The organism is Erwinia sp. 2186, assembly GCF_057812255.1.
The window spans coordinates 2,871,640-2,898,100 of record NZ_CM173824.1; the positions used below are offsets into that span (position 1 = coordinate 2,871,640).

The window sequence follows — 26,461 nt, forward strand, 5'->3', positions numbered from 1 at the left end:
TTGTTTTACCTTGTATTCAATAGAGGCTAAAACGCTATTCCAGCCCGAGGCTGTCGCGTAAAATCTGCAGGCGTTCATCATCCCCATCACGGGCAGCCTGCTGAAGAGATTTGGTAGGAGCGTGGATCAAACGGTTGGTCAGCTTATGGGCCAGATCGCGCATCACTTCCTGCGGATCGGCGCCCTGTTGCAGCGCGGTCAGCGCACGGGCCTGCAGCTCTTCACGCACCTGGTCGGCCTGCGAACGGTAGTCGCGAATGGTTTCCACCGCGTTCTGCGCCCGCAGCCAGGACATAAACTCACTGCTTTCCTGCACCACAATGGTTTCGGCCTGCACGGCGGCGGCTTTACGCTGCGCCATGTTGCTTTCGATGATCGCCTGCAGGTCGTCAACGCTATAGAGATAGGCGTTCGGCAGCTTGCCGACTTCCGGCTCCACATCGCGGGGTACGGCTATGTCCACCAGTAACATGGGTTGGTTGCGGCGTTTTTTCAACGCCCGCTCCATCATGCCTTTACCGATAATCGGCAACGGGCTGGCGGTGGAACTGATAATGATGTCGGCTTCGGCCAGGCGCGCGTCGATTTCCGCCAGGCCGATCACTTCCGCCCCCACCTGATCGGCCAGAGACTGGGCACGTTCACGGGTGCGGTTGGCGATGATCAGATTTTTAACGTTGTGCTCGCGCAGATGGCGCGCGGCCAGTTCGATGGTTTCCCCGGCACCGACCAACAACACGGTGACGTCGGCCAGGGATTCAAAGATTTGTCTTGCCAGCGTACAGGCCGCAAAGGCGACCGATACGGCGCTAGCGCCAATCTCGGTTTCGGTGCGCACGCGCTTAGCCACCGAGAAGGTTTTCTGGAACATCCTTTCCAGCTCGCTGACAATCGGCTGTCCGCGATGGGAATCGGCAAAGGCTTTCTTCACCTGCCCCAGAATCTGCGGCTCCCCTAACACCAGTGAATCTAAGCCACTTGCCACGCGCATCAGATGGCTGACGGCGTCGTTATCATGGTGCCAGTAGAGGCTTTTCGCCACCTCTTCGGCACTCAAATGATGGTAGTCACATAGCCACTTAACCAACTGTTCCTGCAGGTTTTCCTGTTGCTCAACGCTTAAGTAGAGCTCGGTCCGGTTACACGTAGACAGCACCACGCCGCCCTGCACCATTGGCTGGGCCAACAGACTGCTAAGGGCTTGATCCAACGTCTCCGGGGAGAACGTCACGCGTTCACGCAGAGCAATTGGGGCCGTTTTGTGATTAATTCCGAGAGCCAGCAAGGTCATGGTGATTAGGTTGGGGTTATCCCACAGTTGATAGGGTTTTGTGAGGCGCATTCTACAAGATGCGCGAGATCAAGAAAAGCCATCGTTCACCGAAGGCTGTAACAAGATATAGTTATTATGCATCAAATAAGACAAATTGAGCATTGACGCCGTCCGCCGGTCTGGTTAGCTTGGACGGTTACTTTGGGCATGAAAGCCCTTCCGGAGTCTGAGGAGTTGACCCCTTAATGTTTACGCAGAATCGCCGCCTGATGCGGCTTCTCCCGCTTGCCGCCCTGTTATTGACCGCCTGTACCATCAATAAACCGCAAGGTCCTGGCAAGAGTATTTCCTCGCCACAATGGCAGCAGCACCAGCAAGACGTTGAAAAAATCACGCAATATCAGACCCGCGGCGCTTTTGCCTATCTTTCTGATAGCCAGAAAGTCTATGCCCGTTTTAACTGGCAGCAGACCTCCCCCGATCGCTATCGTTTGATCCTGACCAACCCGTTGGGCAGCACCGAGTTGCAGCTGGATGCCCAGGGCAGCGTGGTGCAGCTAGTCGACAACAAAGGCAAACGCTATACCAGCAATGACGCCGAGAAGATGATTTCTCAGCTGACCGGCATGGATATTCCGTTAAACAGCCTGCGTCAGTGGATGATGGGCCTGCCGGGTGAATCGTCCGATTACACGCTGGACGACCAGTATCGCCTCAAGTCGGTGAATTACAGCCGCGACGGCCAGAACTGGCAGGTGACCTATCAGGGTTATGACAGCAAGCAGAACCCGACGCTGCCGTCCAATCTTGAGCTGAAAGAAGGCAACCAGCGCATCAAACTGAAAATGGACAGCTGGATCGTTAAATGAGTGCAGGCAACGTTCCCCTGACGGCGAGCAGCCGTGAAAGCTGGCCGGCGCCCGCCAAGCTGAATTTATTTCTCTACATCACGGGCCGTCGTCCTGACGGCTACCATAATTTGCAGACGCTGTTTCAGTTTCTCGATTATGGCGACACCCTGACCATTGAAACCAACGCCAGCGGGCAGATCGGCCTGCTGACGCCGGTGGTCGGGGTAAAAGAGGAAGATAATCTGGTGGTGCGGGCGGCGAAGCTGTTGCAGCAGCAGGCAACATTGCGCGGAACGCTACCGGCGCAGGCCGGTGCCAGCATCGCCATTGAGAAACGCCTGCCGATGGGCGGCGGGCTGGGCGGCGGCTCGTCTGATGCGGCCACGGTGCTGGTCGCGCTGAATCACCAGTGGCAAACCGGCTTCACGCTGAGCGAGCTGGCCGACTTGGGATTATCGCTGGGCGCGGACGTTCCGGTGTTCGTGGAAGGCTTCGCTGCTTTTGCTGAAGGCGTCGGCGAAAAATTGACTCCGGTGTCGCCTGCAGAAAAATGGTATCTTGTTGTCCACCCTGGCGTGAACATTTCCACACCGGCTGTTTTCACCGATCCTGAGCTGATCCGCACCACGCCAGCCCGCGAAATCAGTGAGTTATTAAGTGCTGAATTCCGTAATGATTGTGAACCAGTCGTAAGAAAACGTTTTCGCGAGGTTGAACAGCTCGTTTCCTGGCTGCTAGAATACGCGCCGTCGCGCCTGACCGGGACAGGAGCTTGTGTGTTTGCTGAATTCGACACCGAGTCCGCTGCCCGCCAGGTGTTTGAGCTAACGCCGAAAGCGTGGCAGAGCTTTGTTGCGCGAGGCGTTAACGTTTCGCCGCTGCACCGCCACCTTTCGACGTTATTAGAGTGACCGTGACAGCATCGCCACGTTCCTGATGCTGCACGTAGATGACTATACCCGTATGAAACCGTCGTTACGGTATTCCGCCCAGTGCCGCTAACGATGATGTTCATTCTCTGGACGCAAAGCCTGAGGTTCTTCTCGTGCCTGATATGAAGCTTTTTGCTGGTAACGCAACACCCGAACTAGCACAACGTATTGCCAACCGCCTTTACACTAGCCTGGGCGACGCCGCCGTCGGTCGTTTCAGTGATGGTGAAGTGAGCGTACAAATTAATGAAAATGTACGCGGTGGTGATATTTTCATCATCCAGTCCACCTGTGCCCCTACCAATGACAACCTGATGGAACTGGTTGTGATGGTAGATGCCCTGCGCCGTGCATCCGCTGGCCGTATTACTGCCGTAATCCCGTATTTTGGTTATGCCCGTCAGGATCGTCGCGTACGTTCCGCTCGTGTACCCATCACGGCCAAAGTGGTTGCTGACTTTCTTTCCAGCGTAGGTGTCGATCGCGTACTGACTGTGGATCTGCATGCTGAACAGATTCAGGGCTTCTTTGACGTCCCGGTTGATAACGTATTTGGTAGCCCGATCCTGCTTGAGGATATGCTGCAGATTGGCCTGGAGAACCCGATTGTGGTTTCCCCGGACATCGGCGGTGTGGTTCGCGCCCGTGCTATTGCTAAACTGCTGAACGACACTGATATGGCGATCATCGATAAACGCCGTCCACGCGCTAACGTTTCACAGGTGATGCACATCATCGGTGACGTCGCTGGCCGTGACTGCGTGTTAGTGGATGACATGATCGACACCGGTGGGACGCTTTGCAAGGCTGCTGAAGCGCTGAAGGAGCGTGGTGCCAAGCGTGTATTCGCTTACGCCACGCACCCTATTTTCTCCGGCAATGCCGTGGAAAACCTGCGTAATTCCGTGATTGATGAAGTGGTGGTTTGCGACACCATTCCGCTGCCGGAAGAGATTAAAGCCCTGCCAAACGTGCGTACGTTGACGCTGTCTGGCATGCTCGCTGAAGCGATCCGTCGCATCAGCAATGAAGAGTCTATCTCTGCGATGTTCGAGCATTGATAGCGAAGGGACGGGTTCGCCCGTCCCTCTTTTTTCCCGGCCAATTATTCCAAATTCGTTAACCTGTTTTATCACTTCCGTAACAATCTAAGGGTCCGCCTCCAGCCTTCCCCGGCGATTGCCTCTGTTCTCAGCCCTTCTGTACCGCCCTTTAGTCCTTATTGTCCTCTCTCGCAACTCTTTTTATCATTCCCGCCAGCCAGCTCTTTTGGCCGCTATTTATTAATGATATTTTGCCTGAATGATTCCACCAGGAATAATCCTAAGATGACGCTGGACGTCTATACCCTGTTTGTTTGCGAGCTCTATGTGCTGTTTTTTCTCAGCATCATCATGGTGTTTGCATGGAAAGGCTCACAATATAATCGCGTATTGGGCTTTCAGTGCCTGGCGCTGGTGATCACCATCATTGCGGTGTTCCTGAGCAGTTTGCGCAGTAACGGCAGTCTTTTTCTGCCGGTCGGCGTGGGTAATCTGCTGGTGATGCTGGCCTACAGTCTGCTGGTGATGTCGTTTCGGGCGTTTCGCGGCGCGCGCAGCGGCTGGTTATGGCTGACCGGGCCATTGGTGTGGCTGGCGTTGTGTCAGTGGTCGACGTTTTACCACTCGATGCCGATGCGCATTCTGGCCGTCTGTCTGCTGTGTGTGATTTACACCGGCTGGATGATTATTGAGTTGCACCGTTCGCGGGCCACCTTGCCGGTGACCTACTGGCCGGCCCAGCTGTTGTTGTGGATCCATCTGGTGTTCCATCTGACGCGCGCGGTGGTGGATGGCGGCATTCCCAGCCCGTTTCATGGCGCGATTGGCGGTTCGACCTTTTCGGTTTACGTCATTCTGGAGTCGATCATGATGGTGATCGGGCTGACCTTTACCATGTTGGCGATGGTCAATGAGCGCACGCAGATCAAGTATAAGAACGCCTCGTTGCTCGATCCCCTGACCGGCGTCTGGAACCGTCGCGCGTTGTTTGAGCAGGGCGAAGCGTTGGCTCGCCGGTGCGATAAAACGGCGCAGCCGCTGACAATTATGCTGTTCGATTTGGACCATTTTAAGAGCATCAATGACCGCTTTGGTCACAATCAGGGCGATCTGGTGCTGATTGATTTTTGCCGACAGGTGCAGCAATCACTGCCGGCGCAGAGTCATTTTGCGCGATTAGGCGGCGAAGAGTTTGCGGCGATTCTGGTGGCCAGCGAGCGCGATGCCTTGCGGATTGCCGAGAAGATCCGTCAGACGGTCGAGCATTCCCATCCGGAAGGGGTGAATTACACGGTGAGTATCGGTGTCGCCACCGCGCAGGGTGCCTACCATCAGATACCAACGTTAATGGTCGCCGCTGATGAAGCTTTGTATCAGGCAAAGGCATTGGGGCGAAATCGGGTGACGCGTTTTGTGGCAACCGAGGCGAATGCGCTGTCAGGCGTGGCGGGATAAGGGATGAAAACGCCTCTGAACAGAGGCGTTTTTAACGGGATTAATGGTGGCTATGCCCATCGGTGCTGCGACGGCAGCGTTTATCGTAGTGACGCACCCAGTAGTAGCGGTCCGCGACTTTTTCACGTCCGCTGATGCGCGCGCCGACCAGCCAGAGCAATGCGCCGATAAAGATGCTGAAGATTGCGCCGTGAACCATAAACTGGGGCAATTGCAGTTGCGGCAGCTGATTAAGCACGGAGTAACCGACTCCAGCAACCATCACCACCAGCCCAAACACCATTAATGAATTACCGGTCAAATTGGCATGTTTACGTTTCATCATTCCCCTCCAGTTTCCAGATAAGGGCGTTGTCCTGTGCCCGGATGTCATAAGTTTATGCAATAGATGTTTAAGTTGGTGCGGGACAGATCACATTTGTTGCTAAAAGTTTGACAATTCTTTACGCACAAGCGACTGATTTCTTATAGAAAATGCATTATAACGCCAGTGAACTATTGCGGAGTGTGTCACGTTTTGGTGGGGGATTTTGCGTTTTCAGCCGGGCAAAGTACACTAGACCCCTTCTTCACCGCACTCTTCAGGAAAACAGACAAGTGAGCAGCATTAAACTGATTGTGGGCCTTGCCAATCCCGGCGCAGAGTACGCCGCCACCCGCCATAATGCCGGTGCCTGGTACGTCGATTTATTGGCACAGCGTCACAATCAAGCGTTAAAAGAAGAGAGTAAGTTTTACGGTTACACCGCGCGTTTGAATATTGGCGGCGAAGATGTCCGTTTACTGGTTCCGACGACCTTTATGAATTTAAGCGGTAAAGCGGTGGCCGCGATGGCGACCTTTTACCGGATTACGCCGGAAGAGATTCTGGTAGCGCATGATGAGTTGGATTTGCCGCCGGGCGTGGCGAAGTTCAAGCAGGGTGGCGGTCACGGCGGTCACAATGGCTTGAAGGATATCATCAGCAAGCTGGGCAACAATCTAAACTTCCACCGTTTACGGATTGGCATTGGTCATCCGGGCGATCGCAACAAGGTGGTGGGATTTGTGTTAGGCAAGCCGCAATCAGCCGAGCAGTCGTTGATTGATAATGCCATTGATGAAGCCGCGCGCTGTACTGAGGTGTGGTTGAAGGAAGATCGCTTAAAGGCGATGAACCGGTTGCACAGTTATAAGGCTGAGTAATTTCTTCGGTTGAAGGTCAAAACCGGGTCGGCGGCTCGGTGATCTTAAGGTCAAAACCGGGTTTGGTGGCTCGGTGATTTTAAGGTCAAAACCGGTGCAGTGGCTCGGCGTTACCACAGGGCGCGTTATCCGGGACGCCGTGAACCCATCCCTGGGGGCTTGGATGCCGCATCCCTGCGGCATACACCCGGCTAACGCGCCCTGTGGCACCACCCTGTAGCAATTGAGATAGTTACCCGTTCGGTGAACACACAGGTCAAAGGCTGAGATCGTTACCCGCTCGGTGAACATACAGGTTAAACGAAAGATTACTGGTCGGCTTTGCCCAATTCTTTCAGCGCCACCATCGGTAAGAAGTAGCCCTGAACGCCCCAGATTTTGCTTTCGGCCAGTTTCCCCAGTTGAATTTCACTCTGAACCCCTTCGACAATCACCCGGTTGGTGTACTGGCGGATATTGGCGATCAGGATGCTGAACCAGGGTTTGGTGACGTTATCGAGAAAGAACTGCCGATCCAACTTCACCGCTTCGAACATTTTCGACTGCAGCGCATTCAGGTTCGCGTCCCCTGCCCCTAAATCATCCAGCCACAGGATGTTGAGCTGTTCGATCAGCGTGCGCAGCAGCGGATTGTTCGGACCATCGTGCAGGTTCGGGAAATCCTCTGACAGTTTCAGACGGATAAAGGGCAAATGGCTGAGGATCTGCTGGATAAACGCCGACTGGCTGACCACTTTGGCCAGTTGGAAGTTGATTGTCAGGCAGCACAGCAAGCCGTGTTGTTGGAAATAGTCAGCGTAATGCTCAATGGTGAGCAATTGATTAAGCAAAAGGGTTTCCGGATCGAGCTGATCGACCAGCGGAGTACCCGAATCAATGTCCATTTCGCCCGGCGTCAGATCCAGTGCGATCAGTTCACCGTTCAGCGTGTGGATAGGAACACAGTTGTAATTATGTATCATGCCTTCATGCCAATGTTCAGGCGTCCTGCCAATGCTAAAAATCGTCGTACAGATAAAACATAGATGCTTATTCTGTAAAACAGCGAATCAATACGACGATTTTTAACGTTATCGGCAGGTCCAGCGGCAGCTTTACTGTTTAGTCACCTCTGGCAACAATTTTTATCGTTCTCAACCTTTCCTGATGGTCAGGATTTTTTGACCGTATTGGAATTTTTAAGATTGCCGGTTGGCCCGGCAATCCCTTCATGACTCAGGCATCATTACTGGTAACTTTATAATCCGGATCGTCCAGTTCATGGCTGCAGAATGGCCCGGCCTGGCGCAACAGGCTGATGCAATCTTCGCTCAGATGGCGCAGACGCAGGCTCTTGCCGGCTTCAAGGTAGCGCGCGGTCAGCTTGTCGATCGCCTCGACGCCGCTGGAATCCATCACCCGGGTGCGGGCGAAATCGATCACCACACTGTCGGCATCCTGTTGCGGATTAAACAGTTCCTGGAAACTGGCGGTGGAACCAAAGAACAGCGGCCCTTCCAGACGGTAGGTTTTCTCACCCTCTTTTTCCGACTGCGCGATAATGGTGATGCGCGCATGCTGCCAGGCAAAGACCAGCGCCGAGATAATCACCCCGCAGATTACTGCCATTGCCAGGTCGGTGAAAATCGTCACCAGCGTTACCGCGATCATGATCACCGCATCGGCTTTCGGCATGCGTTTCAGGCGTTTAATGGAGCTCCATTCGAAGGTGTTAATGCACACCACGAACATAATGCCCGCCAGCGCCGCCACCGGCAGCAGTGCGATATAGTCCGACAGGCTAATGACAAACAGGATCAGCAGGACCGCGCCGACCAGGTTGGAGATGCGCCCGCGCCCGCCGGAGGTGAAGTTGATAATTGACTGACCGATCATCGCACAGCCGGCGAAGCTGCCGAAAAAGCCGCAGATGGTGTTACCGATGCCCTGCGCCACGCACTCCTGGTTGCCGGCACCCTTTTTGCTGCCCATTTCATCCAGCACCGCCAGCGTCAGCAGCGACTCAATCAGCCCCACCAGCGCAATCACCACCGCATACGGCAGCACGATTTTCAGGGTTTCCCAGGTTAATGGCGCGGTCGGCAGATGGAAGGATGGCAGTGAACCGGAGATATTCGCCAGGTCGCCAACGCGTTTGGTATCCAGGCCAAAACCAATGGCAATCGCACTGATGACAATCAGCGCCGCCAGCGAACCGGGAATGGCTTTGGTCAGTTTTGGGAACAGCCAGACGATCAGCATCGCCAGCGCCACCAGCGCATACATCACCGGCCCCTGCCCTTTAATCATTGGGAACTGGGCCAGCATTATTACGATCGCCAGGCCGTTAACGAAGCCGTATATCGCCGGTTGCGGCACCAGACGGATAAACTTACCGAGTCGCAGTACGCCAATCGCCAGCTGGATCAGCCCGGCCAGGATGGTTGCCAGCAGCACGTACTCGTAGCCGTGTTGGGTAATCAGGCTGATCAGCACCACGATGATCGACCCGGCCGCGCCGGAGATCATTCCCGGTTTACCACCGAAGAAGGCGGTGACCAGCCCGAGAATAAAGGCGGTATGCAGACCGATGGTCGGCGACAGCCCGGCCAGCAGAGAAAATGCCGTCGCTTCCGGGATCAGCGCAACAGACACCACGGCACCGGCCAGCACGTCGTTTTTGACGTCACTCGCCCTGAGCTTGCTCAGATTAAACATTAAAATTTCCAGTTATCATTATTCAGGTGAAATCCTGCACCGCGGAACAACGGGCGCAAAGAGGCTCGTCAGAAAGACGAGTGGCGCAACAGGCGTTGCTGGCAAGGGAAGTCTTAAGGTGGCGTAAGCAGCAAGCGATGCATCTGCGGCGTTCTCCGTCAGCTGTAAAGTTAGGTCAGTATCGGGAATTGTGAGGCAGATCTCAACCCTAAACCTGAACGGCTGGGCATAAATCAACGTCATTTGCCGCATAATTCCGTGTATAATGCGCGGTAACTTTTAGCAGTAACCAACTAATAACACCGGTGAGTTGTCTGGCTCATTGGTTATCAAGCAATTAAGGTGATTCAAACATGGGATTCAAATGCGGTATTGTGGGCCTGCCAAACGTCGGGAAATCCACCCTGTTCAATGCGTTAACCAAAGCGGGCATCGAAGCAGCTAACTTCCCGTTCTGTACCATTGAGCCAAATACCGGCGTGGTGCCAATGCCTGACTCCCGTCTGGATCAGCTGGCGGCCATCGTTAAGCCACAGCGCATTCTGCCGACCACCATGGAATTCGTGGATATCGCTGGCCTGGTAAAAGGCGCGTCGAAAGGCGAAGGCCTGGGTAACCAGTTCCTGACCAACATCCGCGAAACCGAAGCGATCGGCCACGTGGTGCGCTGTTTTGAAAACGACAACATCATTCACGTGAACAACAAAGTGGACCCGGCTGACGATATTGAAACCATCAATACCGAACTGGCACTTTCTGACCTTGATACCTGCGAACGTGCTCTGCAGCGCGTGCAGAAGAAAGCCAAGGGCGGCGATAAAGACGCCAAAGCTGAACAGGCCGCGCTGGAAAAATGTCTGCCGCATCTGGAAAAAGCCGGCATGCTGCGCGCGCTGGATCTGAGTGACGAAGATAAAGCGGCCATCCGCTACCTGAGCTTCCTGACCCTGAAGCCAACCATGTATATCGCCAACGTGAACGAAGATGGTTTTGAAAATAACCCGTACCTCGACATCGTGCGTGCGATTGCCGAAGCGGAAGGTTCCGTGGTGGTGCCCGTGTGTGCCGCCGTTGAGTCTGATATTGCCGAGCTGGAAGATGCCGACCGCGAAGAGTTTATGGCCGAGCTGGGCATTGAAGAGCCAGGCCTGAACCGCGTGATCCGCGCCGGTTACTCGCTGCTGAACCTGCAGACCTACTTCACCGCGGGCGTGAAGGAAGTACGTGCCTGGACCATCCCGGTCGGTGCCACCGCGCCACAGGCCGCCGGTAAGATCCACACCGACTTCGAGAAAGGCTTTATCCGCGCCCAGACTATCGCCTTTGATGACTTCATCGCCTGCAAGGGTGAGCAAGGCGCGAAAGAAGCCGGCAAGATGCGTTCAGAAGGTAAAGAGTACATCGTCAAAGATGGCGACGTGATGAACTTCCTGTTTAACGTCTAAATCGTTATTGCGGTCTCATGAGGTTTGAATGAATCTCATAAGAATCGCAAAAATTACAAAATCCACGCAATTGCGTGGATTTTTTTTATTTCATAGAGTCTCAAATGGTTTCGTAGAAGCGTAGTTAAAATTGAGTACGCAGGTGAGTACCTCCGACTTGAATGGACTGAGGCAGCTCAGGAACAAAAGCAGATCTTATTAAGTCCAAGCTGAATGAATTATTAAAGATTAGGCCTTATTACCTCCGCCACTGATATTTAGAGCCCCTCGTGGTGTACAGGCTATGAAATATAAATCAGGTGTAGATAAAGTCACACATCAGTAAAAAACAATTTCCAATTCATATTATTTCCATTCTCATTAATCAAGTTCATTAAGAAAAAACCTCAGAATATTGTAGGAAATTTCTTATATTTTAACGTTAGAGAAATCTCACAGTGAATATTGAAATCACAAAATAAACAGGTAAAGTATAAACATTAGTCAGGAACGACCATAATTACGGAACACACTCATGGAAGAGAAAGCAGGCATATCGCTTGCCGCTGGCGTATTTGCGCTGGCAATCGGCACCCTATTCCCGCAGATCGCAACTGCTAACGAACAGGATATTATTCAACAACAGCGCCAGAAAGCGATTGAAGCCCAGCTTCAGCCGCCGACGCCTGACATCCGTCTGCCTGCGCCCGCAAGCAGTTCATCGCGCGTCAGCTTCCCGCAAGAAAATCCCTGTTTTGAGATTCAGCAGATCACGCTGAACGGCCTGAATGACTTTCCGGGCTGGCTTCCATTGCAACGTCTGGCCAATCAGGGCCAGGGGCATTGTCTGGGCGTAAAGGGGATTAACCTGCTGATGAGCGTACTGCAGAATCGCATGATCGACAGCGGTTACGTCACCAGCCGCGTGCTGGCAACGCCGCAGGATTTGTCGCGTGGCACGCTGACGCTCCAGCTGCTGGCCGGAAAAATCAGCCACATTACACGCACCGATCCCAGCGATCGCTATGTCACGCTAGCCACCGCACTGCCCTCGCGTGAAGGCCAACTCTACGACCTGCGTGATACCGAGCAGGGACTGGAAAACCTGCAACGCCTGCCTACCGTTCAGGCCGATATGGCGCTGATCCCCGGCAGTGCGCCTGGCGAAAGCGTGATGGCCGTGCAGTGGAACCAGAGCAAAATGTGGCGGCTGGGCGCATCGCTCGATGATTCCGGATCGACATCTACCGGGCGTTACCAGGGTGGACTCACGCTGTATGTCGATAACCCCCTTTCGCTGAGCGATATGCTCTACGTTTCGGCGAGCCATGATTTGCAGTTCGGCAATGATAAAGGCACGAAGAACTTCACCGGCAGCTATTCGGTGCCGTTTGGCTACTGGCTGGCGGGCATCACCACCAGTGATTACCGCTACAACCAGACGGTGGCCGGGGCGTTCACCGACTATCAATACAGCGGCAAAAGTAAAAGTCTGAACGCCAATATCAGCCGCGTGTTGCACCGCAACGGCAGCCAGAAAACTACGCTAAGCTACGACGTCATCACACGAGAGACCCGCAATTTCATCAACGATACCGAGATTGAAGTGCAGCGCCGCCAGACCTCGGCGTGGAAACTCGGTCTGCAACATCGCCACTATCTCGGTAGCGCCACGCTGGATGCGGGCGTCAGCTATCAGCGCGGCACCCGCTGGTTTGGCGCACAGCCCGCGCCGGAAGAGTATTGGGGGGAAGCCACCGCCCTGTCGAAAATTGTCCAGCTGAATGCGCAGCTGGCCGTGCCGTTCTCACTCCTCAACCAGCGATTCAGTTTTAACACCCAGTATCTGCGCCAGATGAGCAACACGCCGCTGACGCCACAGGACCAGTTTGCCATTGGCAACCGCTGGTCGGTGCGCGGTTTTGACGGCCAGCGCACGCTGAACGCCGATGAAGGCTGGTATCTCCGTAACGACATTGGCTGGGCCACACCGCTACCGTCGCAGGAACTCTATCTGGCGCTGGATTATGGCGAAGTCAGCGGACGTAACAGCGGGCAGGATTATCTGATCGGCAAGCATCTGGCCGGTGGCGCGGTAGGACTGCGCGGCTACGCGCTGCGCACCAGCTATGACCTGTTTGCCGGAATTCCACTCTCTAAACCCGCAGGCTATCAAACCAGCGGCCTGACGCTGGGCTTCAACCTCAACTGGAGTTACTGATGGAAATCAATGGCTACAGGTTGATTGCGCCGTGGGTCACGCCTGATGACACCCGCGAAGCCGAAGTGCTGGGCATGGCGGTCTGGCTGTGGATGCACTCAGAACGCCATCGCGATGCGCCGCTCCATACCCTGCCGACGTTGCTGCTGCCACTGATCAAACAGCAGCAGTACGCCATCGCGGTGAAAAACGGTAAACCGGTGTTCTTCCTCGGATGGGCGCGGATGAATGAAGACGCTGAACGGCGCTATCTCACGAACGCTTCAGTGATGATGAAAGAACAAGACTGGACCAGCGGCAATCGCCTGTGGATCACCGATTTCATTGCCCCATTTGGTGAGGTGCGCGCGCTACAGAAGCTCACTCGCGAGGTGATTTTGCCTGAGCAGTGCCTCCGGGCGTTAGATCATCAGGGCGAGCAACGCGGTCAGCGGGTGCGTTTTTTTCATGGAAAGAGCATTAAACATGCCGCCGCCAGGCAATGGCAGCAGGCAAATCCACTCAGCGTGGCGCTTCCAGAAATCGGATAAGGACATCAGATGAACAAACTTCTCTATCGCATCATTTTCAACAAAGCGCGCGGCATGCTGATGGTTGTGGCCGATATCGCCCGCAGCGGGCAAGGCAAACAGGCGCGCGCGCATCGGATACAACAGAAAGCCAGCCAGACTTGTACGCTCTCCGCGATGCGCTTCGCCCTGCTGAGCGCACTGGGCTGCGTCACCGTGCTGCCCGCTCAGGCGCAGATCGTGGCCAACGGCCAGGCTCCGGGTAACCAGCAACCCACCGTTATCGCTACGGCCAACGGCACGCCGCAGGTCAACATCCAGACGCCAGGCGCGGGCGGCGTATCACGCAATAACTACAGCCAGTTCGATGTCGATCAGAAAGGTGTCATCCTCAACAACTCACACGGCAACACCCCTACCCAGCTCGGCGGCATGGTCACCGGTAACCCGTGGCTGGCGCGCGGTGAAGCCAGCGTGATCCTCAACGAGGTGAATTCACGCAACCCCAGCCAGCTCAACGGCTACGTGGAAGTCGCCGGCAGAAAAGCGCAGGTGGTGATTGCCAACCCGTCCGGTATCACCTGCGATGGCTGCGGCTTTATCAACGCCAACCGCGCAACCTTGACCACCGGCCAGACGCAGCTGAGCAACGGCAACCTGACCGGCTATCAGGTCAGCGGCGGCGAAGTTGTCATTAACGGCAAAGGTCTGGATTCACGCGGCCAGGATTACACCGACATCATTGCCCGCACCGTCAAGGTGAACGCGGGCGTCTGGGCCAACGATCTAAAGGTAACGACCGGTCTCAATCAGGTCGATGCGGCGCATGAAATGCTGACGGCAGGCCAGACCGCTGCGGCAAGTCGCCCGCAGGTGGCGCTGGACGTGGCAGCACTTGGCGGCATGTACGCCAGTAAAATCCGTCTGATTGGCACTGAACAGGGTGTTGGCGTGCGCAACGCCGGTTCGCTGGGCGCCACGGCGGGCAACTTTACCCTCAGCAGCGACGGTCGCATTGAAAACAGCGGCAGCATTAACGGCGCGCAGGATATTGCGCTGACCAGTAACGCCGATATTCGCAACAGCGGCACGGTTTACGCGCAGCGTGACAGCCAGATTCAGGCCGTTTCCGAGGTCAGTAATCAGGGCGTGCTGGCGTCCGCAGGCAACAACCGCATTCAGGCCGGTTCACTCATTAATGCCAGCAGCGGCGTGCTGGCCGCAGGGATGAAGGCCGACGGCGCACTCGGTACACAAGGCGATTTGAGTCTGACCACGCGCGGGCAGCTCACCAGCAATGGGCGTAACCTCGCGGCGGGTAATCTCAGCGCTCAAGGCAGCGCGGTCGATATCAGCAACAGCCAGACTTATGCCAGCGATATCAACCTGAATGCCACTCGCGGCGACGTCACCACGCGCAGCGCCACGGTTGAAGCAAAGAACAACCTTCGCGCCAGCAGCAATACGCGCATTAATAATGACGGCGGCAAAATTCAGGCGGACAGGCTTAACCTCACGGCTCCCGCGCTATCCAATCGCCAGGGAACTATTAGCCAACTGGGTGACGCCGACCTGCTGCTGTCGCACGCCGCAGGCATCGACAACCATAGCGGCACCCTTGCCAGCAACGGCTACAACCTGACGCTGAACACCGACGTGCTGGATAACGGACTCGGCAAAATTCAGCACGCCGGTGATGGACAACTGAACATCCAGGCCTCCACGCTGAACGGCAGTCAGGGCAGCCTGATCGGCAACGGTGGATTAGCGCTGCGTGGTGATGCGCTCAATTTTGACGGCGCGACCACCGCCGCTGCGCAAATCCGTATAGATGCCAGCACCCTTTCGCACCGTCAGGGTGAGATGGTGCAGAGCGGCAATGGCGCAATGAATATCAACGTGACGTCGGCGCTGGACAACCGCGACGGCAAACTCGCCGGTAACGGTGATGTGAACCTGAACGCGGGTTCATTGAACAATCATAAAGGCCAGGTTATTGCCGCCGGTACCGGTTCACTGAATACCCACATTGCACAAAAACTGGATAATCACAGCGGCACGCTGGCGGCCAGCCAGAACCTGACCGTTAACGCCGGAACGCTTGAAAACATAGCGGGAGTCATCAGCGCCGTGGCGGGCAACACGCAACTGGCCAGCCAGCTGCTGAATAACAGTAGCGGAAAAATTAATGCCGGTCAGACACTCTCAGTCACCAGCAACGGTCTGAACAACAGTGACGGCCTGCTTACCGCCACCACCACCACGTTGCAGCTCGGCAGCGGCGCGGTGAACAATCAGCGTGGCACGATTGCCGCCGCTGAACAGCTCAGCATTACGGCGGGTGGCATTGATAATCAGCAGGGCAATCTGGTTGCTGGTCAGTCACTGGCGCTGCAAAGCGCTGAGCTGCTGAACAGCAATGGGCTGGTGATGAGCAGCGGCACGGCAACGCTTGCCACGGCGAATCTCGATAACCGTCTGGGACAAATCGGCGCTGTCAGCGATTTATCGCTCAGCACGCAACAACTGCAAAACGACAACGGCGGTCGGATGCAGAGCGGCGCTGCGCTGCGTATCGACACGCACGGCCAGCGGCTGAGCAACACCAATAGCGGCGCAACCGGCGGGATAATCAGCCAGGGCAATATGCATCTGGCGACCGGCGAGCTGGATAATCAGCACGGCACGCTACTGGCCTCCGGTGCCATCAGCCTTGCGTCCGGGCAGGTGCTGAACCCGTTCGGGCAAATCACCGGGCTCGGCGGCATCACCGCACAAACTCAGTCAGTGAATAATCAGCATGGCACCGTTCAGGCTGGCGGGATTCTTGACTGGAATACGCAAGGCAGTCGTTTCAACAACGCCAGCGGTCTGATTAGCGCCCAGGACGATTTCACGCTGCGCAGTGGCGAAGTCAATAACCATGAAGGCCAGGTGATTTCCGGCAGCAATCTGGCGTTGAACACCGCCGCACTCGATAACACCGACGGCATGCTCGCCAGCAAAGGCGATTTTACTCTGGTTGCCAGCACGCTGACCAACCTGCGCGGCGCATTGCAGGCCGCGGGTAATATGGCGGTGACGCTGGTGAACAGCTTCACCAATCAGGGTAATGTGCAGGCCAACGGCAATCTGACGTTCACAAGTCACGGTGATATCCGCAATGAAAAGCTGATTCAGGCCGGTGAAACGCTGCACGTCACCGCCATCAATCTGACTAACCTGCAGGATGCTGAACTCAGCGGCGACAGCACACTTCTTGATGTCAGCAACACCCTGACCAACTACGGCCTGATTGATGGTTATTCCACGCGGCTGAACGGCCGAACCGTCAGTAATATCGGCACCGGACGCATCTATGGCGATTTTCTCAGCATCCAGGCAGGCACGCTCAATAATCTCGCTGAGAATGGTACTGCAGCAACCATCGCGGCCCGTCAGCGTTTAGATCTTGGCGTCGGCACGCTGAACAATCGCGATCACGCGCTGATTTACAGCGAAGGCGTGATGAGCGTGGGTGCCGCGATTGATGCCAATGGCCACGCTACCGGACAGGCCGGAACCGTTAACAACCACAGCGCAACCCTCGAATCTGCGGGCGACATGCTGCTTAACGTCGGCAGCCTGAACAACATTAACGACAATTTTGAAACCGAGATCGTCGAAGTGTCGCGTGAAGATATTGAGGAGTATCAGGTCTCGGGCAATGCCAATCGCTATGGTCGCGATGAGGTCAGTTTCGCGCATGATGAGGTCGATTTTGTGCTCACGCCCGATTATCCGGGGCGACAAAATGACAAAAACGACAACTGGTATCGTTACGAATATGAACGCACCGTTGAAGAAACGCGCATCAAAACCAGCGATCCGGCGCGCATCATTGCGGGCGGAAATCTGACGATTAACGCGGGCAACGTACTGAACGACAAGAGCCAGATCATCGCCGGTAATAATCTGGTGATTAACGCGGCCACGCTCGACAACGTGGAGGAGGCCGGTGAGCGGCACATCAGTGACGTTGGCAAGGCGTTCCATTACTGGCGCATCCATAATAAAGGCGGCGACAGTCAGGGCAAGAGCACGGCGGATTACATCCCGCCCACCGTTATCCAGAGCATTACCTTAAAACCCAGCACCTTAGAGGAGCATCAACAAATTAGCGGCAGCGGTCTGGTGATTGACAACCGGACGGGCGGTAGCGTGGGTGATATTTCGCTGGGCGACCTCAGCGCAGGCGCGGCATTTAATCCCGGCAACGCGATATTGCTGCCGCCGGGTAAAACCTTTGAAGTGCCGGTGAATACCGCCGCGAAAGGCGATGCGGCGGGCAGCGTGATCCGCACTCAAGGTCCTAACACCCGCCTGCCGGATAACAGCCTGTATAAAACCCATCCGGCTGGCAGTGATTACCTGGTCGAAACCGATCCCCGTTTTACCAATGCGCAAAAATGGCTCGGCTCGGATTACATGTTGCAGGCGTTCGTCACCAATCCTGACAACGTGCACAAGCGGCTGGGCGATGCGTATTACGAGCAGAATCTTATCCGCCAGCAGGTGATTTCATTGACCGGTCAGCGCTATCTGGACGGTTATGACAGCGATCAGACGCAGTACAAAGCGCTGATGGATGCGGGCATCGCCTACGGTAAACAGCTGAATCTGGTGCCGGGCATGGCGTTAACGGCTGAGCAGATGAGCCTGATCACCGGCGACATGGTGTGGCTGGTGACGCAGGCCGTCACCCTCCCCGACGGCAGCCAGCAAAAGGTACTGGTGCCGCAGTTGTTTGCCAAAGTGCAGTCGGGCGACCTCGACGGCAGCGGCGCGCTGCTGGCCGGGAAAAACGTCAGCCTGAACCTGAGCGACGATATGAACAATAGCGGTCGTATCAATGCGCGCGCCAATACGCAGGTGGTGGCCGAAAATATTAATAACCTTGGCGGGCTGATTCAGGGCGACAGCACCGCTCTACAGGCACGTACTGATATCAATAATTTCGGCGGCGTACTGAAAGGCAGCTCTGCACTGGCAGCGCTGGCCGGGCGTGATATCAACGTCGTCACGGGCACACGCACCGCTGAAAGCGCCGACGGTAACTTTGCCCGCACCAGCCTCGATCGTATCGCCGGTATTTACGTGGACCAAGGCGACGGCACGCTGAGATTGCAGGCCGGACGCGACATCAATCTGACTGCCGCGCAGGTGGTGAACAGCAGCGAGAATGGCAATACGGCGATTATCGCCGGACGCGATATGAACCTGAACGCCGTCACCACCGGCAGCCGCGACAATCTCAATTTTGACAGCGACAACTGGCTCCATCAGTCGTCATCCACGCAGCTGGGCACGGATATTGTCGGTAAAGGCAACGTGGATCTGGCCGCAGGCAATAATCTGCTGGCAACGGCGACCAGCGTCAATGCCGGCGGCAGGCTGGCATTGAGCGCAGGTAACGATCTGAGCATCGTCAGCGGTGAATCCCGCACGCAGATGGATGAGCACACCAAAGCCAGCGGCACCAGCGGCATCGCCTCCAAAACCACCCGCGAGACGCACACCACCATCGATGCGCGCACGGCGGTCGGCAGCTCGCTGTCTGGCGACAGCGTCCAGATGCTGGCTGGTCACGACCTGCTGGTGAAAGGCAGCGACGTGGTGGGCACGCAGGATGTGCGGCTGGCGGCGGGCAATAATCTGACCGTAACCACCGCCGCTGAACAGCGCGACGAATCGCGCATGATTCAGGAGACCAAATCGGGCCTGTCCGGCACCGGCGGCATCGGTGTGAGTTACGGCAGCAACGCGCAAAAATCCACCACCACCACGCATACCGACAGCGTGCGTGGCAGTACGGTGGGCAGCGTGCAGGGCAACCTGACAATGCAGGCGGGCAACGATCTGCTGGTTCACGGCTCTGACGCCGTCGCCGGTAAAGATCTGACGCTTACCGGAAAAAATGTCACGGTCAGCGCCGCCGAACAGGGGCTGAGCCAGCGCGATACCTATGAAACTAAACAGAGTGGTCTGACGCTGGCACTCTCCGGCGTGGCGGGCAGCGCGCTGAATACCACGGTCACCACCGCAAGAGATTCGCGTCAGGAAAGCAGCGGACGGCTGCAGGCGCTGAAAGGCGTGCAGGCAGCATTGTCCGGCGTACAGGCCGCGCAGGCAACGCAGCCAGGTGCTGCAAGTCAGGACAACGCCATTGGCATCAGCCTTTCCTACGGCAGCCAGCAGTCGAAGTCTGAAACTAACCTGACGCAGAAAACGCATCAGGGCAGCACCCTCACCGCCGGTAATAACCTTAACGTCATCGCCAGCAGTGGTGACATCAACGTGCAGGGCAGCCAGCTGCAGGCGGGCAATGACGTGCTGCTGAACGCCAGCCGCGACATCAACCTGACCTCCAGCCAGGACACTGAACGCTCACGCGGCACCAACTCGTCCAGCGGCGGCTCGGTGGGCGTGGGCATCGGTGCGGGTTCTGGCGGCTGGGGCATCAACGTGTCTGCGAGCATCAACAAAGGCAGCGGGCACGAGAACAGCGACAGCCTTGTCCACAATGAAACGCAGGTTGCGGCCGGTAATCGCGTGACGCTGGTCAGCGGACGCGATACTACACTGACCGGCGCGCAGGTGAGCGGCGAATCCATTAAAGCGGATGTCGGTCGCAACCTGACATTGACCAGTGAACAGGACAGCGCGACCTACGACGCGCAGCAGAAAAATACCAGCGCGGGTGCCAGCTTTAACTTTGGCTCGATGTCCGGCTCGGCCAGCATCAACATGAGCAAGGATAAGATGCACAGCGACTATCAGTCGGTGCAGGAGCAGACCGGACTGCTGGCGGGCAAAGGCGGCTTCGATATCACGGTGGGTGAGCATACGCAGCTGAACGGCGCGGTTATTGGTTCGACGGCAGATGCAGATAAAAACAGGCTGGATACCGGCACGCTGGGCTGGAGCGACATAAAAAACGAGGCTGAATATAAGGTTCAGCATCAGAGCGTGGGCATCAGCACCGGCGGCAGCATCGGCAACCAGTTTGCCGGGAACATGGCCAACGGCCTGCTGACCGGGATTAACAACTCGGGCAGCGCGGACAGCACCACCAAAGCAGCGGTATCGGATGGCACGATTGTTATTCGCGACCAGCACGCGCAGAAACAGGACGTGGCCGACCTGAGCCGCGACGTGGAGAACGCCAATCCGGGTCTGGGGCAAATCTTTGATAAAGAGAAAGAGCAGAACCGGCTGAAGGAAGCGCAGCTGATTGGCCAGATTGGCAATCAGGTAGGTGATATTGCCTGGACGCAGGGGCAGATAGAAGCCACAAAAGCCGGTAAGGCAGAGCTGGCTGCGAAAGGCGTTAAAGAACCGGGTGAGAATGCCACGAAGGAAGAACGCGCCGCCTGGAATAAAGCCCTGACGGAAACCTCCGGCTATAAAACGGCCCAACAGCAATGGGGAACCGGCAGCGCCATTCAGCAGGGTATTCAGGCGGCGACTGCTGCGGTACAGGGGCTGGCGGGTGGGAATATCGCTCAGGCCGTCAGCGGCGCGGCGGCGCCTTACCTCGCTGAGCAAATCCATAACCTGACCACCACAAAAGGCCCTGACGGTAAGGATGTGGTGAACACCCAAGCCAATCTGATGGCTCATGCCGTGGTTGGTGCAGTAACTTCCTGGGCTGCGGGCAACAGCGCATTAGCAGGAGCCTCCGGCGCGGTAATGGGTGAATACATAGCCCAGCAGATGTATCCGGGCGTTGACCGTAAAGACCTGACGGAAGAGCAGCGCCAGACGATAAGCGCGCTGGGGACACTGGCGGCAGGACTTGCCGGTGGCGTTGTTGGTGACAGCACAGCGGATGCGGTTGCCGGGGCACAGGCAGGTAAAAATGCTGTTGAGAATAATTATCTGCACGTTTCGGAGAAGACTGAACTTGAGATAGCGAAGCAGAAACTCCAGAACAGTAAAGACCCGGCAGAGCGTGAGCAGGCGCAGCAGCAGATCAACGATCTGCGCGAGAAGGATATCAGCCGCGATCAGAAGGTGATTGAAGCCTGTGGTAACGGTAAAGCTGCCAGTAGTGGTTGTGTTTCAGCTAGACTGGAGGCTTACTCAGCCAAAGCTGAGTATGAAACCGGGCAATACAATAACAAAGTCAGCGAGATGTATCCGGACGCTTACGGCCAGATATTAAACCTGCTGAATATCACCAGCGTTGATGCCCAGAATCAGCAGCAGGTGAAAGATGCGATGGTGAACTATGCAATGGTTCAACTTGGTGTTGATAAGGTGACAGCTGAAAATTACATCGAAACCTATGACGGGATGAAGACGGTTGCCGCTTCGATGACGCCAGTTTTGGGTGTCGCGGCTGTCAGTAAACTCAGTACATTGGCTGAAAAGGTTGTAGTTTATCCATCGGGAATCAATTTCAAAATTGATCAGCCAAAACATTTGGCAACCGTCGATAGTTTTACACAGAAAAATGGGATCTCGGGCGGTCATAATGCTAATGCATTTTATGAGTCAGCGAAAGAATATAATGTGAAAGTAGTCAGTGAAAGACCTACAAGCGTGAAGGGTATTACTGAAGTGAAATATCTGGTTCCAACCAAGAATCGGGATGGAAGTCTTACTGGTGAATATAAAACTACCGTTGAGACTAAAACCATCTATGATCCTAATGTATTCACCGATCAGAAAATCTTAGATCTTGGGCAACAGGCTGCTGCCAAGGGATTCAATGAGGCAATGTCGAGTAAGAGTGGTCAGGTAAATGTAACCGTGGATGGTGTTAATTTTAGAATTTACGTAGATAAAACGACTGGAACAGTTCGTAACTTCCATCCTAATTGAGGTGATCCATGATAAAAGAATTATTTACTCAACAAGATGTAGATGGCGGGATCAATTTAATTGTTGCGTCCTATTTTGACAGAATGTACGAGGATGATAATTTTATTGAAGCTCTTGAATTATTTTCAAATGGAGGTTCTTTAAATAAAGACGGTGCCTATTGCAATTTCCCCGACATGAATAGCCACGATGAAAGCGAACATTTTGAGGGTGTAGAATTTGCTGTAGGTTATCCGCCTTCTGAAGCGGAGACAGTCATTGTCAGCGAAGAAACCTGTTATCAATATGTCCGTTTAGCCTGTGAAAAATATCTTAAGCTGCATCTTGAAGATACAGATAAAGTTAACGAATTACTGGCTAAGATCCCTTCTTGAATAGCAGATCCCAGCCATTAAGGCTGGGATTTTACTTTATAACCAGCGAGTTACCTGAAACAGATCGCCACTCCCCCGTTCCTTCCGAGATCTTGCGTGGCCGCTTCTACTGGGTGGCAAACAGTTAAATAAACGCAGCTATCTCATGCTACTTACGGTCAGAGAGTTTCTTGTAGGCCCGCTTCAGCGTGGTCACCACCTCCGGCTCTGCGGGCAGTTCCGGCTGTGGTTCCTACGCGTCATCAGCGCGGATAAAAACCTGTACCACTGCTTCGGCTGCGATGCGGGCGGTTCGGTGCTGGACTGGCTGCTGCATACCGAACGGCTGAGGTTCCTACAAGGGATCCTGTGGCTGCGGCAACTGAACGGTACTACCTATGTGCGCCCCGCTTCTTCGCCACTGTGGCCCGTCAGATCCTCACCGATCTGGACGAAGACGGACAGGCCCTGCCACACCAGGTCACCGACTTCTTTCACCCTAACCTGTTGGATAACGAGGGCGCGCAGGGGTGGCTGGCGTCGAGCGCGCAGTCTGGTGGTGCCGGTGGTCGGCTGGTTAGAGAGTTACGATCCACAGAGCCGTGGCCGGGTGTTGCAGCTCTACGGGCGTCGCGCGCGATGGCCGATCATATGATCATGAAAAAATCGGCCAGGCATCTGTATCTGCCCTCGCACCAAGCCGGGATCTTTTTATCCGTCGATCACCCCTCAGCCAGCCGGATGATCAACTCCTCGGTAGTTGCTTGTGGTCAGCGGGGTTAAGGTGCCAGTGACACCTCAGTCCCGCGCTAAAAATCACGTTGTGATCCTCTGCTAATCAACCGACCTTACGGCCGTCTCCAGCCGGTGCTTCACAATCGCCGCATCAATCAGCTTAATCACCGTCCCCTGCTCTTCCGGCTGGCACTGAGACAGCGCCCTCAACCGATCAAGAAACATCCCGATCCACCTCCCTCCCGTTGCGATCCTGTCACTAAGCTAAACTTGTCTGATATTCATATCTGTCGGGTTGCAGTCAATGCCGGACGCAAACAGGAGAAGATGATGAAAGCAGTCATTTATAACGGTCCTTATGATGTCCAGGTGAAAGATGTCCCGGACGCAAAAATTGTTCGTCCCACGGATGTCCTCGTTCGCATCACCACCACCAATATTTGCGGTTCAGACCTGCATATGTATGAAGGGCGAACCAGCTTTGAACAGGGGCGCATTCTGGGTCATGAAAACCTCGGAGAGGTGGTCGAAATTGGCTCAGGCGTTGAGCGTATCAAGGTGGGCGACTATGTGTGCCTGCCGTTTAACGTCGGCTGCGGTTTTTGCGAAAACTGTGAAAAAGGCCTGACCGGCTTTTGCCTCACCACCAACCCCGGCACGGCGGGTGCAGCCTATGGTTTTGCCGAAATGGGCCCGTGGGAAGGCGGTCAGGCCGAGTTGCTGCGGGTGCCTTTTGCCGATTTTAACTGCCTGGTGCTACCGCCAGACGCGGCAGAAAAAGAAGATGACTATGTGATGCTCTCAGACATCTTCCCCACCGGCTGGCACGCAACCGAGCTTGCCGGCGTGAAGCCCGGCGAAAGCGTGGCGATTTATGGCGCGGGACCGGTCGGATTGATGGCGGCGCATTCGGCGATCATCAAAGGCGCGTCCCAGGTATTTGTGGTGGATACACATAAAGACCGGCTGGCGCTGGCAGAAAAATTGGGCGCCACGGGAATCAATGCGACGGGCGATGAGGCCGTGCAAAAAATTCTCGACCTGACCGATGGGCGCGGTACCGATTGTGGCTGTGAATGTGTCGGCTATCAGTGCTGTGATAAACATGGCCACGAAGACAATTCGGCTACCATGAACAGTCTGGTTGCCTCGACGAAAGCCACCGGGGGGATCGGCGTGGTCGGCGTGTTTATTCCTCAGGATCCGGGGGCTGAATCCGAGCTGGCCAAACAGGGTAAAATGCCCTTTGATTTCGGCAGTTTCTGGTTCAAAGGACAGGCAATCCGTACGGGCCAGGCGAACGTCAAAGCCTATAACCGTCAGCTGGCGCGCCTGATCCATCATGGAAAAGCCAAACCGGGCGAGATCATTTCACATCGCCTTTCGCTTGATGAAGCGGCTGCCGGTTATAAGCACTTTGACGACCGGGATGAAGGATGGACGAAGGTTATCCTTAAGCCTTAAGCCCCGTTGCCCGGCAGGGGAAAACACCTGGCGGGCAAGGCTGCATTCGGCTTTGATGACTCTGTTGCCTGCGCAAGGGTGAGCATGGCGCAAAAATCGCAAAATGTTGCAGGTGAAAATGCTGCTTTGGGCTTCAGCCTCCCAGAGACTTAAGCAGGGCAACGCTGTTAAGGATGACCAGCTGTCTTTTACTTTCAAGCTCGATTTGCACGCCAGAGTAAATATCCAACGCTTCATAATGCGTATATAAATCCTGATACCCTGCTTCATATCGGCGTTTATTGTTGTCGAAGTTAACGGACTGAGCCTTTAGCTCCTCACGCACTACGGCGAGACTCCCCTGAGACAGGCGTAGGGCATCGGTGGCATCTTTAATCTCCTTCAATGCCTGAGCAATGGTGTTGCGGTAATCGATGATCGCCATCTTCTGTTGGGTTTCAGCATATTTAAGGCTGGCATAATGTTTGGGCAGGTCGAACACCGGTATCATCACCGAGGGTGTCAGCGTCCAGTTATCACGATAGCTGTCCACTATTCCGTCCAGCGAACTGGAGGTGCGCCATGCATTAGCAAACAGGCTGACGCCGGGAAGCAATGCAGCACGAGCGGAACCAATATTGCCGTTGGCCGCCTTAATCTGCCATTCGGCAGCGATGACGTCAGGTCGGTTAAGGATAATGTCGGAGCGGATCGCCTGCATAAGTTGAGGCGCCTCGTTGTAACTCACAATCGTTTGCCAGTTCTCGGCGTTCAGTGCCGGTGAAACCGTGCCGGATAAATATTCAAGCTGATGTATTCTCGCCAGAATCTCCACTTCAAGATTATGCGTGGTGCTTTCGTCAGTGCCTTTACCTCGCAGAAACTTGGTTAAAATAATTGGCTCTAACCTGCCCTGCTGATTAATGCGCATCAGCTTTTCTTCAATACGCTGCATCTCGATCTTTTTATTTTGCAGTATATGCCATACCTGAATCATTGAATGCGCTTCATACCAGGCTGTGGCTAAATCAGACATCAACGTCAGCTGCACATTGGCGACCAGGCTACGATGACTTTCTTCACTGCTATTCATTGAGGCGATCTTATTGCGCTTTTTGCCCCACAGATCGACCTCCCAGGAGTCAACGCCCATTCGCCCCTGATATTGTTCAGATCTCTGTTTAAGCGTCTGATTGGTGAGCGGCGAACTGACCGAATTCATCGAGATTGTTTTACTCGCGGTATAATTCAGGCTGGGAATCAGGTCAAACAGCGAACTCAACTTTTGCGCCCGGGTGCTTTCAACGCGAGCCATGGCCAGCTGAAGATCAAAGTTATTGATGAGCGCATTTTCCAAAATAGCCAGCAAGGCCGGATCGTCCCGGTAGAGATCCTGAAAGCGGTAACGGCCGCTGCTCTGCGCGGCTTTCAGCTCAACAACGGGATCGGCCACGCTGTCAGGACGCTGATAT

The 26,461-nt window shown here is 55.1% G+C and carries 17 protein-coding genes and 2 pseudogenes; 13 read left to right on the plus strand and 6 right to left on the minus strand.

The features are described from left to right. Positions 1-34: 34 nt before the first annotated feature. Positions 35-1,291, minus strand: coding sequence for a glutamyl-tRNA reductase (gene hemA / locus ACXKZG_RS13255; RefSeq protein WP_013201850.1), 1,257 nt, complete (start codon positions 1,289-1,291; stop codon positions 35-37). Positions 1,292-1,518: 227 nt separating this feature from the next. On the opposite strand from hemA, the gene lolB reads away from it, so the two are divergent. The 4 genes from lolB (at position 1,519) to ACXKZG_RS13275 (ending at position 5,554) form a co-directional block, all read left to right on the plus strand. Further along, the gene (gene lolB / locus ACXKZG_RS13260) at positions 1,519-2,142 is read left to right on the plus strand and encodes a lipoprotein insertase outer membrane protein LolB (RefSeq protein WP_488874981.1); all 624 of its coding nucleotides are present in this window, start codon (positions 1,519-1,521) and stop codon (positions 2,140-2,142) included. Next, the gene (ispE, locus tag ACXKZG_RS13265) at positions 2,139-3,035 is read left to right on the plus strand and encodes a 4-(cytidine 5'-diphospho)-2-C-methyl-D-erythritol kinase (RefSeq protein WP_013201848.1); all 897 of its coding nucleotides are present in this window, start codon (positions 2,139-2,141) and stop codon (positions 3,033-3,035) included. Before lolB ends, ispE begins: the two co-directional genes overlap by 4 nt. A gap of 134 nt (positions 3,036-3,169) precedes the next feature. Further along, positions 3,170-4,117 carry a ribose-phosphate diphosphokinase gene (gene prs / locus ACXKZG_RS13270; RefSeq protein WP_013201847.1) on the plus strand — a complete coding sequence of 316 codons (948 nt, stop codon included), beginning with the start codon at positions 3,170-3,172 and terminating at the stop codon, positions 4,115-4,117. 267 nt (positions 4,118-4,384) lie between these two features. Beyond that, a complete protein-coding gene (locus tag ACXKZG_RS13275) occupies positions 4,385-5,554 on the plus strand; it encodes a GGDEF domain-containing protein (RefSeq protein WP_488874982.1) in 1,170 nt (389 codons plus the stop codon). Positions 5,555-5,594: 40 nt separating this feature from the next. Here the strand turns inward: ACXKZG_RS13275 and ychH are convergent, their stop codons facing one another. Further along, the gene (gene ychH / locus ACXKZG_RS13280) at positions 5,595-5,876 is read right to left on the minus strand and encodes a stress-induced protein YchH (protein WP_041691986.1); all 282 of its coding nucleotides are present in this window, start codon (positions 5,874-5,876) and stop codon (positions 5,595-5,597) included. Between the two features lie 275 nt (positions 5,877-6,151). Between ychH and pth the strand changes: the two genes are divergently transcribed. Next, positions 6,152-6,739 (plus strand): aminoacyl-tRNA hydrolase, encoded by a 588-nt coding sequence (pth, locus tag ACXKZG_RS13285; RefSeq protein WP_053143534.1) that lies wholly within the window; start codon positions 6,152-6,154, stop codon positions 6,737-6,739. A 308-nt stretch (positions 6,740-7,047) separates the two neighbouring features. Here the strand turns inward: pth and ACXKZG_RS13290 are convergent, their stop codons facing one another. Together ACXKZG_RS13290 and ACXKZG_RS13295 are read right to left on the minus strand one after the other, a co-directional pair. Then, on the minus strand, positions 7,048-7,701 hold the full coding sequence (locus ACXKZG_RS13290; protein WP_013201843.1) for an EAL domain-containing protein: 654 nt from the start codon (positions 7,699-7,701) through the stop codon (positions 7,048-7,050). Between the two features lie 253 nt (positions 7,702-7,954). After that, positions 7,955-9,436, minus strand: coding sequence for a SulP family inorganic anion transporter (locus ACXKZG_RS13295; RefSeq protein WP_488874983.1), 1,482 nt, complete (start codon positions 9,434-9,436; stop codon positions 7,955-7,957). 353 nt (positions 9,437-9,789) lie between these two features. On the opposite strand from ACXKZG_RS13295, the gene ychF reads away from it, so the two are divergent. From ychF to ACXKZG_RS13330, 7 genes and pseudogenes are all read left to right on the plus strand, one after another. Beyond that, the gene (gene ychF, locus ACXKZG_RS13300; protein WP_013201822.1) at positions 9,790-10,881 is read left to right on the plus strand and encodes a redox-regulated ATPase YchF; all 1,092 of its coding nucleotides are present in this window, start codon (positions 9,790-9,792) and stop codon (positions 10,879-10,881) included. Positions 10,882-11,395: 514 nt separating this feature from the next. Beyond that, positions 11,396-13,081 (plus strand): ShlB/FhaC/HecB family hemolysin secretion/activation protein, encoded by a 1,686-nt coding sequence (locus tag ACXKZG_RS13305; RefSeq protein ID WP_488874984.1) that lies wholly within the window; start codon positions 11,396-11,398, stop codon positions 13,079-13,081. Next, a complete protein-coding gene (locus tag ACXKZG_RS13310; RefSeq protein ID WP_488874985.1) occupies positions 13,081-13,611 on the plus strand; it encodes a toxin-activating lysine-acyltransferase in 531 nt (176 codons plus the stop codon). The genes ACXKZG_RS13305 and ACXKZG_RS13310 overlap by 1 nt, the downstream gene beginning before the upstream one ends. Positions 13,612-13,620: 9 nt before the next feature. Further along, positions 13,621-22,458, plus strand: coding sequence for a two-partner secretion domain-containing protein (locus ACXKZG_RS13315; protein WP_488874986.1), 8,838 nt, complete (start codon positions 13,621-13,623; stop codon positions 22,456-22,458). A gap of 8 nt (positions 22,459-22,466) precedes the next feature. Continuing rightward, a complete protein-coding gene (gene cdiI, locus ACXKZG_RS13320; RefSeq protein WP_167738407.1) occupies positions 22,467-22,832 on the plus strand; it encodes a ribonuclease toxin immunity protein CdiI in 366 nt (121 codons plus the stop codon). Between the two features lie 145 nt (positions 22,833-22,977). Next, positions 22,978-23,136, plus strand: a pseudogene (locus ACXKZG_RS13325) (hypothetical protein); the annotation flags it as partial. A gap of 44 nt (positions 23,137-23,180) precedes the next feature. Continuing rightward, positions 23,181-23,594: a hypothetical protein gene (locus ACXKZG_RS13330; RefSeq protein ID WP_488876305.1), complete on the plus strand. Its 414-nt coding sequence runs from the start codon at positions 23,181-23,183 to the stop codon at positions 23,592-23,594. Positions 23,595-23,645: 51 nt separating this feature from the next. Here the strand turns inward: ACXKZG_RS13330 and ACXKZG_RS13335 are convergent. Then, positions 23,646-23,765, minus strand: a pseudogene (locus tag ACXKZG_RS13335) (helix-turn-helix domain-containing protein); the annotation flags it as partial. Positions 23,766-23,876: 111 nt separating this feature from the next. Between ACXKZG_RS13335 and ACXKZG_RS13340 the strand changes: the two are divergent. Next, positions 23,877-25,010 (plus strand): glutathione-independent formaldehyde dehydrogenase, encoded by a 1,134-nt coding sequence (locus tag ACXKZG_RS13340; RefSeq protein ID WP_471720302.1) that lies wholly within the window; start codon positions 23,877-23,879, stop codon positions 25,008-25,010. 133 nt (positions 25,011-25,143) lie between these two features. On the opposite strand, the gene ACXKZG_RS13345 is transcribed toward ACXKZG_RS13340, so the two are convergent. Further along, positions 25,144-26,358 (minus strand): TolC family protein, encoded by a 1,215-nt coding sequence (locus ACXKZG_RS13345; protein WP_471720303.1) that lies wholly within the window; start codon positions 26,356-26,358, stop codon positions 25,144-25,146. Positions 26,359-26,461: the final 103 nt, after the last annotated feature.

What these genes read in the sequence shown, in the direction of transcription:
- hemA (WP_013201850.1), bottom strand. Translation starts at nt 1,291, where the DNA reads ATGACCTTGCTGGCTCTCGGAATTAATCACAAAACGGCCCCAATTGCT.
- lolB (WP_488874981.1), top strand. Translation starts at nt 1,519, where the DNA reads ATGTTTACGCAGAATCGCCGCCTGATGCGGCTTCTCCCGCTTGCCGCC.
- ispE (WP_013201848.1), top strand. Translation starts at nt 2,139, where the DNA reads ATGAGTGCAGGCAACGTTCCCCTGACGGCGAGCAGCCGTGAAAGCTGG.
- ACXKZG_RS13275 (WP_488874982.1), top strand. Translation starts at nt 4,385, where the DNA reads ATGACGCTGGACGTCTATACCCTGTTTGTTTGCGAGCTCTATGTGCTG.
- ychH (WP_041691986.1), bottom strand. Translation starts at nt 5,876, where the DNA reads ATGAAACGTAAACATGCCAATTTGACCGGTAATTCATTAATGGTGTTT.
- ACXKZG_RS13290 (WP_013201843.1), bottom strand. Translation starts at nt 7,701, where the DNA reads ATGATACATAATTACAACTGTGTTCCTATCCACACGCTGAACGGTGAA.
- ACXKZG_RS13295 (WP_488874983.1), bottom strand. Translation starts at nt 9,436, where the DNA reads ATGTTTAATCTGAGCAAGCTCAGGGCGAGTGACGTCAAAAACGACGTG.
- ychF (WP_013201822.1), top strand. Translation starts at nt 9,790, where the DNA reads ATGGGATTCAAATGCGGTATTGTGGGCCTGCCAAACGTCGGGAAATCC.
- ACXKZG_RS13305 (WP_488874984.1), top strand. Translation starts at nt 11,396, where the DNA reads ATGGAAGAGAAAGCAGGCATATCGCTTGCCGCTGGCGTATTTGCGCTG.
- ACXKZG_RS13310 (WP_488874985.1), top strand. Translation starts at nt 13,081, where the DNA reads ATGGAAATCAATGGCTACAGGTTGATTGCGCCGTGGGTCACGCCTGAT.
- ACXKZG_RS13315 (WP_488874986.1), top strand. Translation starts at nt 13,621, where the DNA reads ATGAACAAACTTCTCTATCGCATCATTTTCAACAAAGCGCGCGGCATG.
- cdiI (WP_167738407.1), top strand. Translation starts at nt 22,467, where the DNA reads ATGATAAAAGAATTATTTACTCAACAAGATGTAGATGGCGGGATCAAT.
- ACXKZG_RS13340 (WP_471720302.1), top strand. Translation starts at nt 23,877, where the DNA reads ATGAAAGCAGTCATTTATAACGGTCCTTATGATGTCCAGGTGAAAGAT.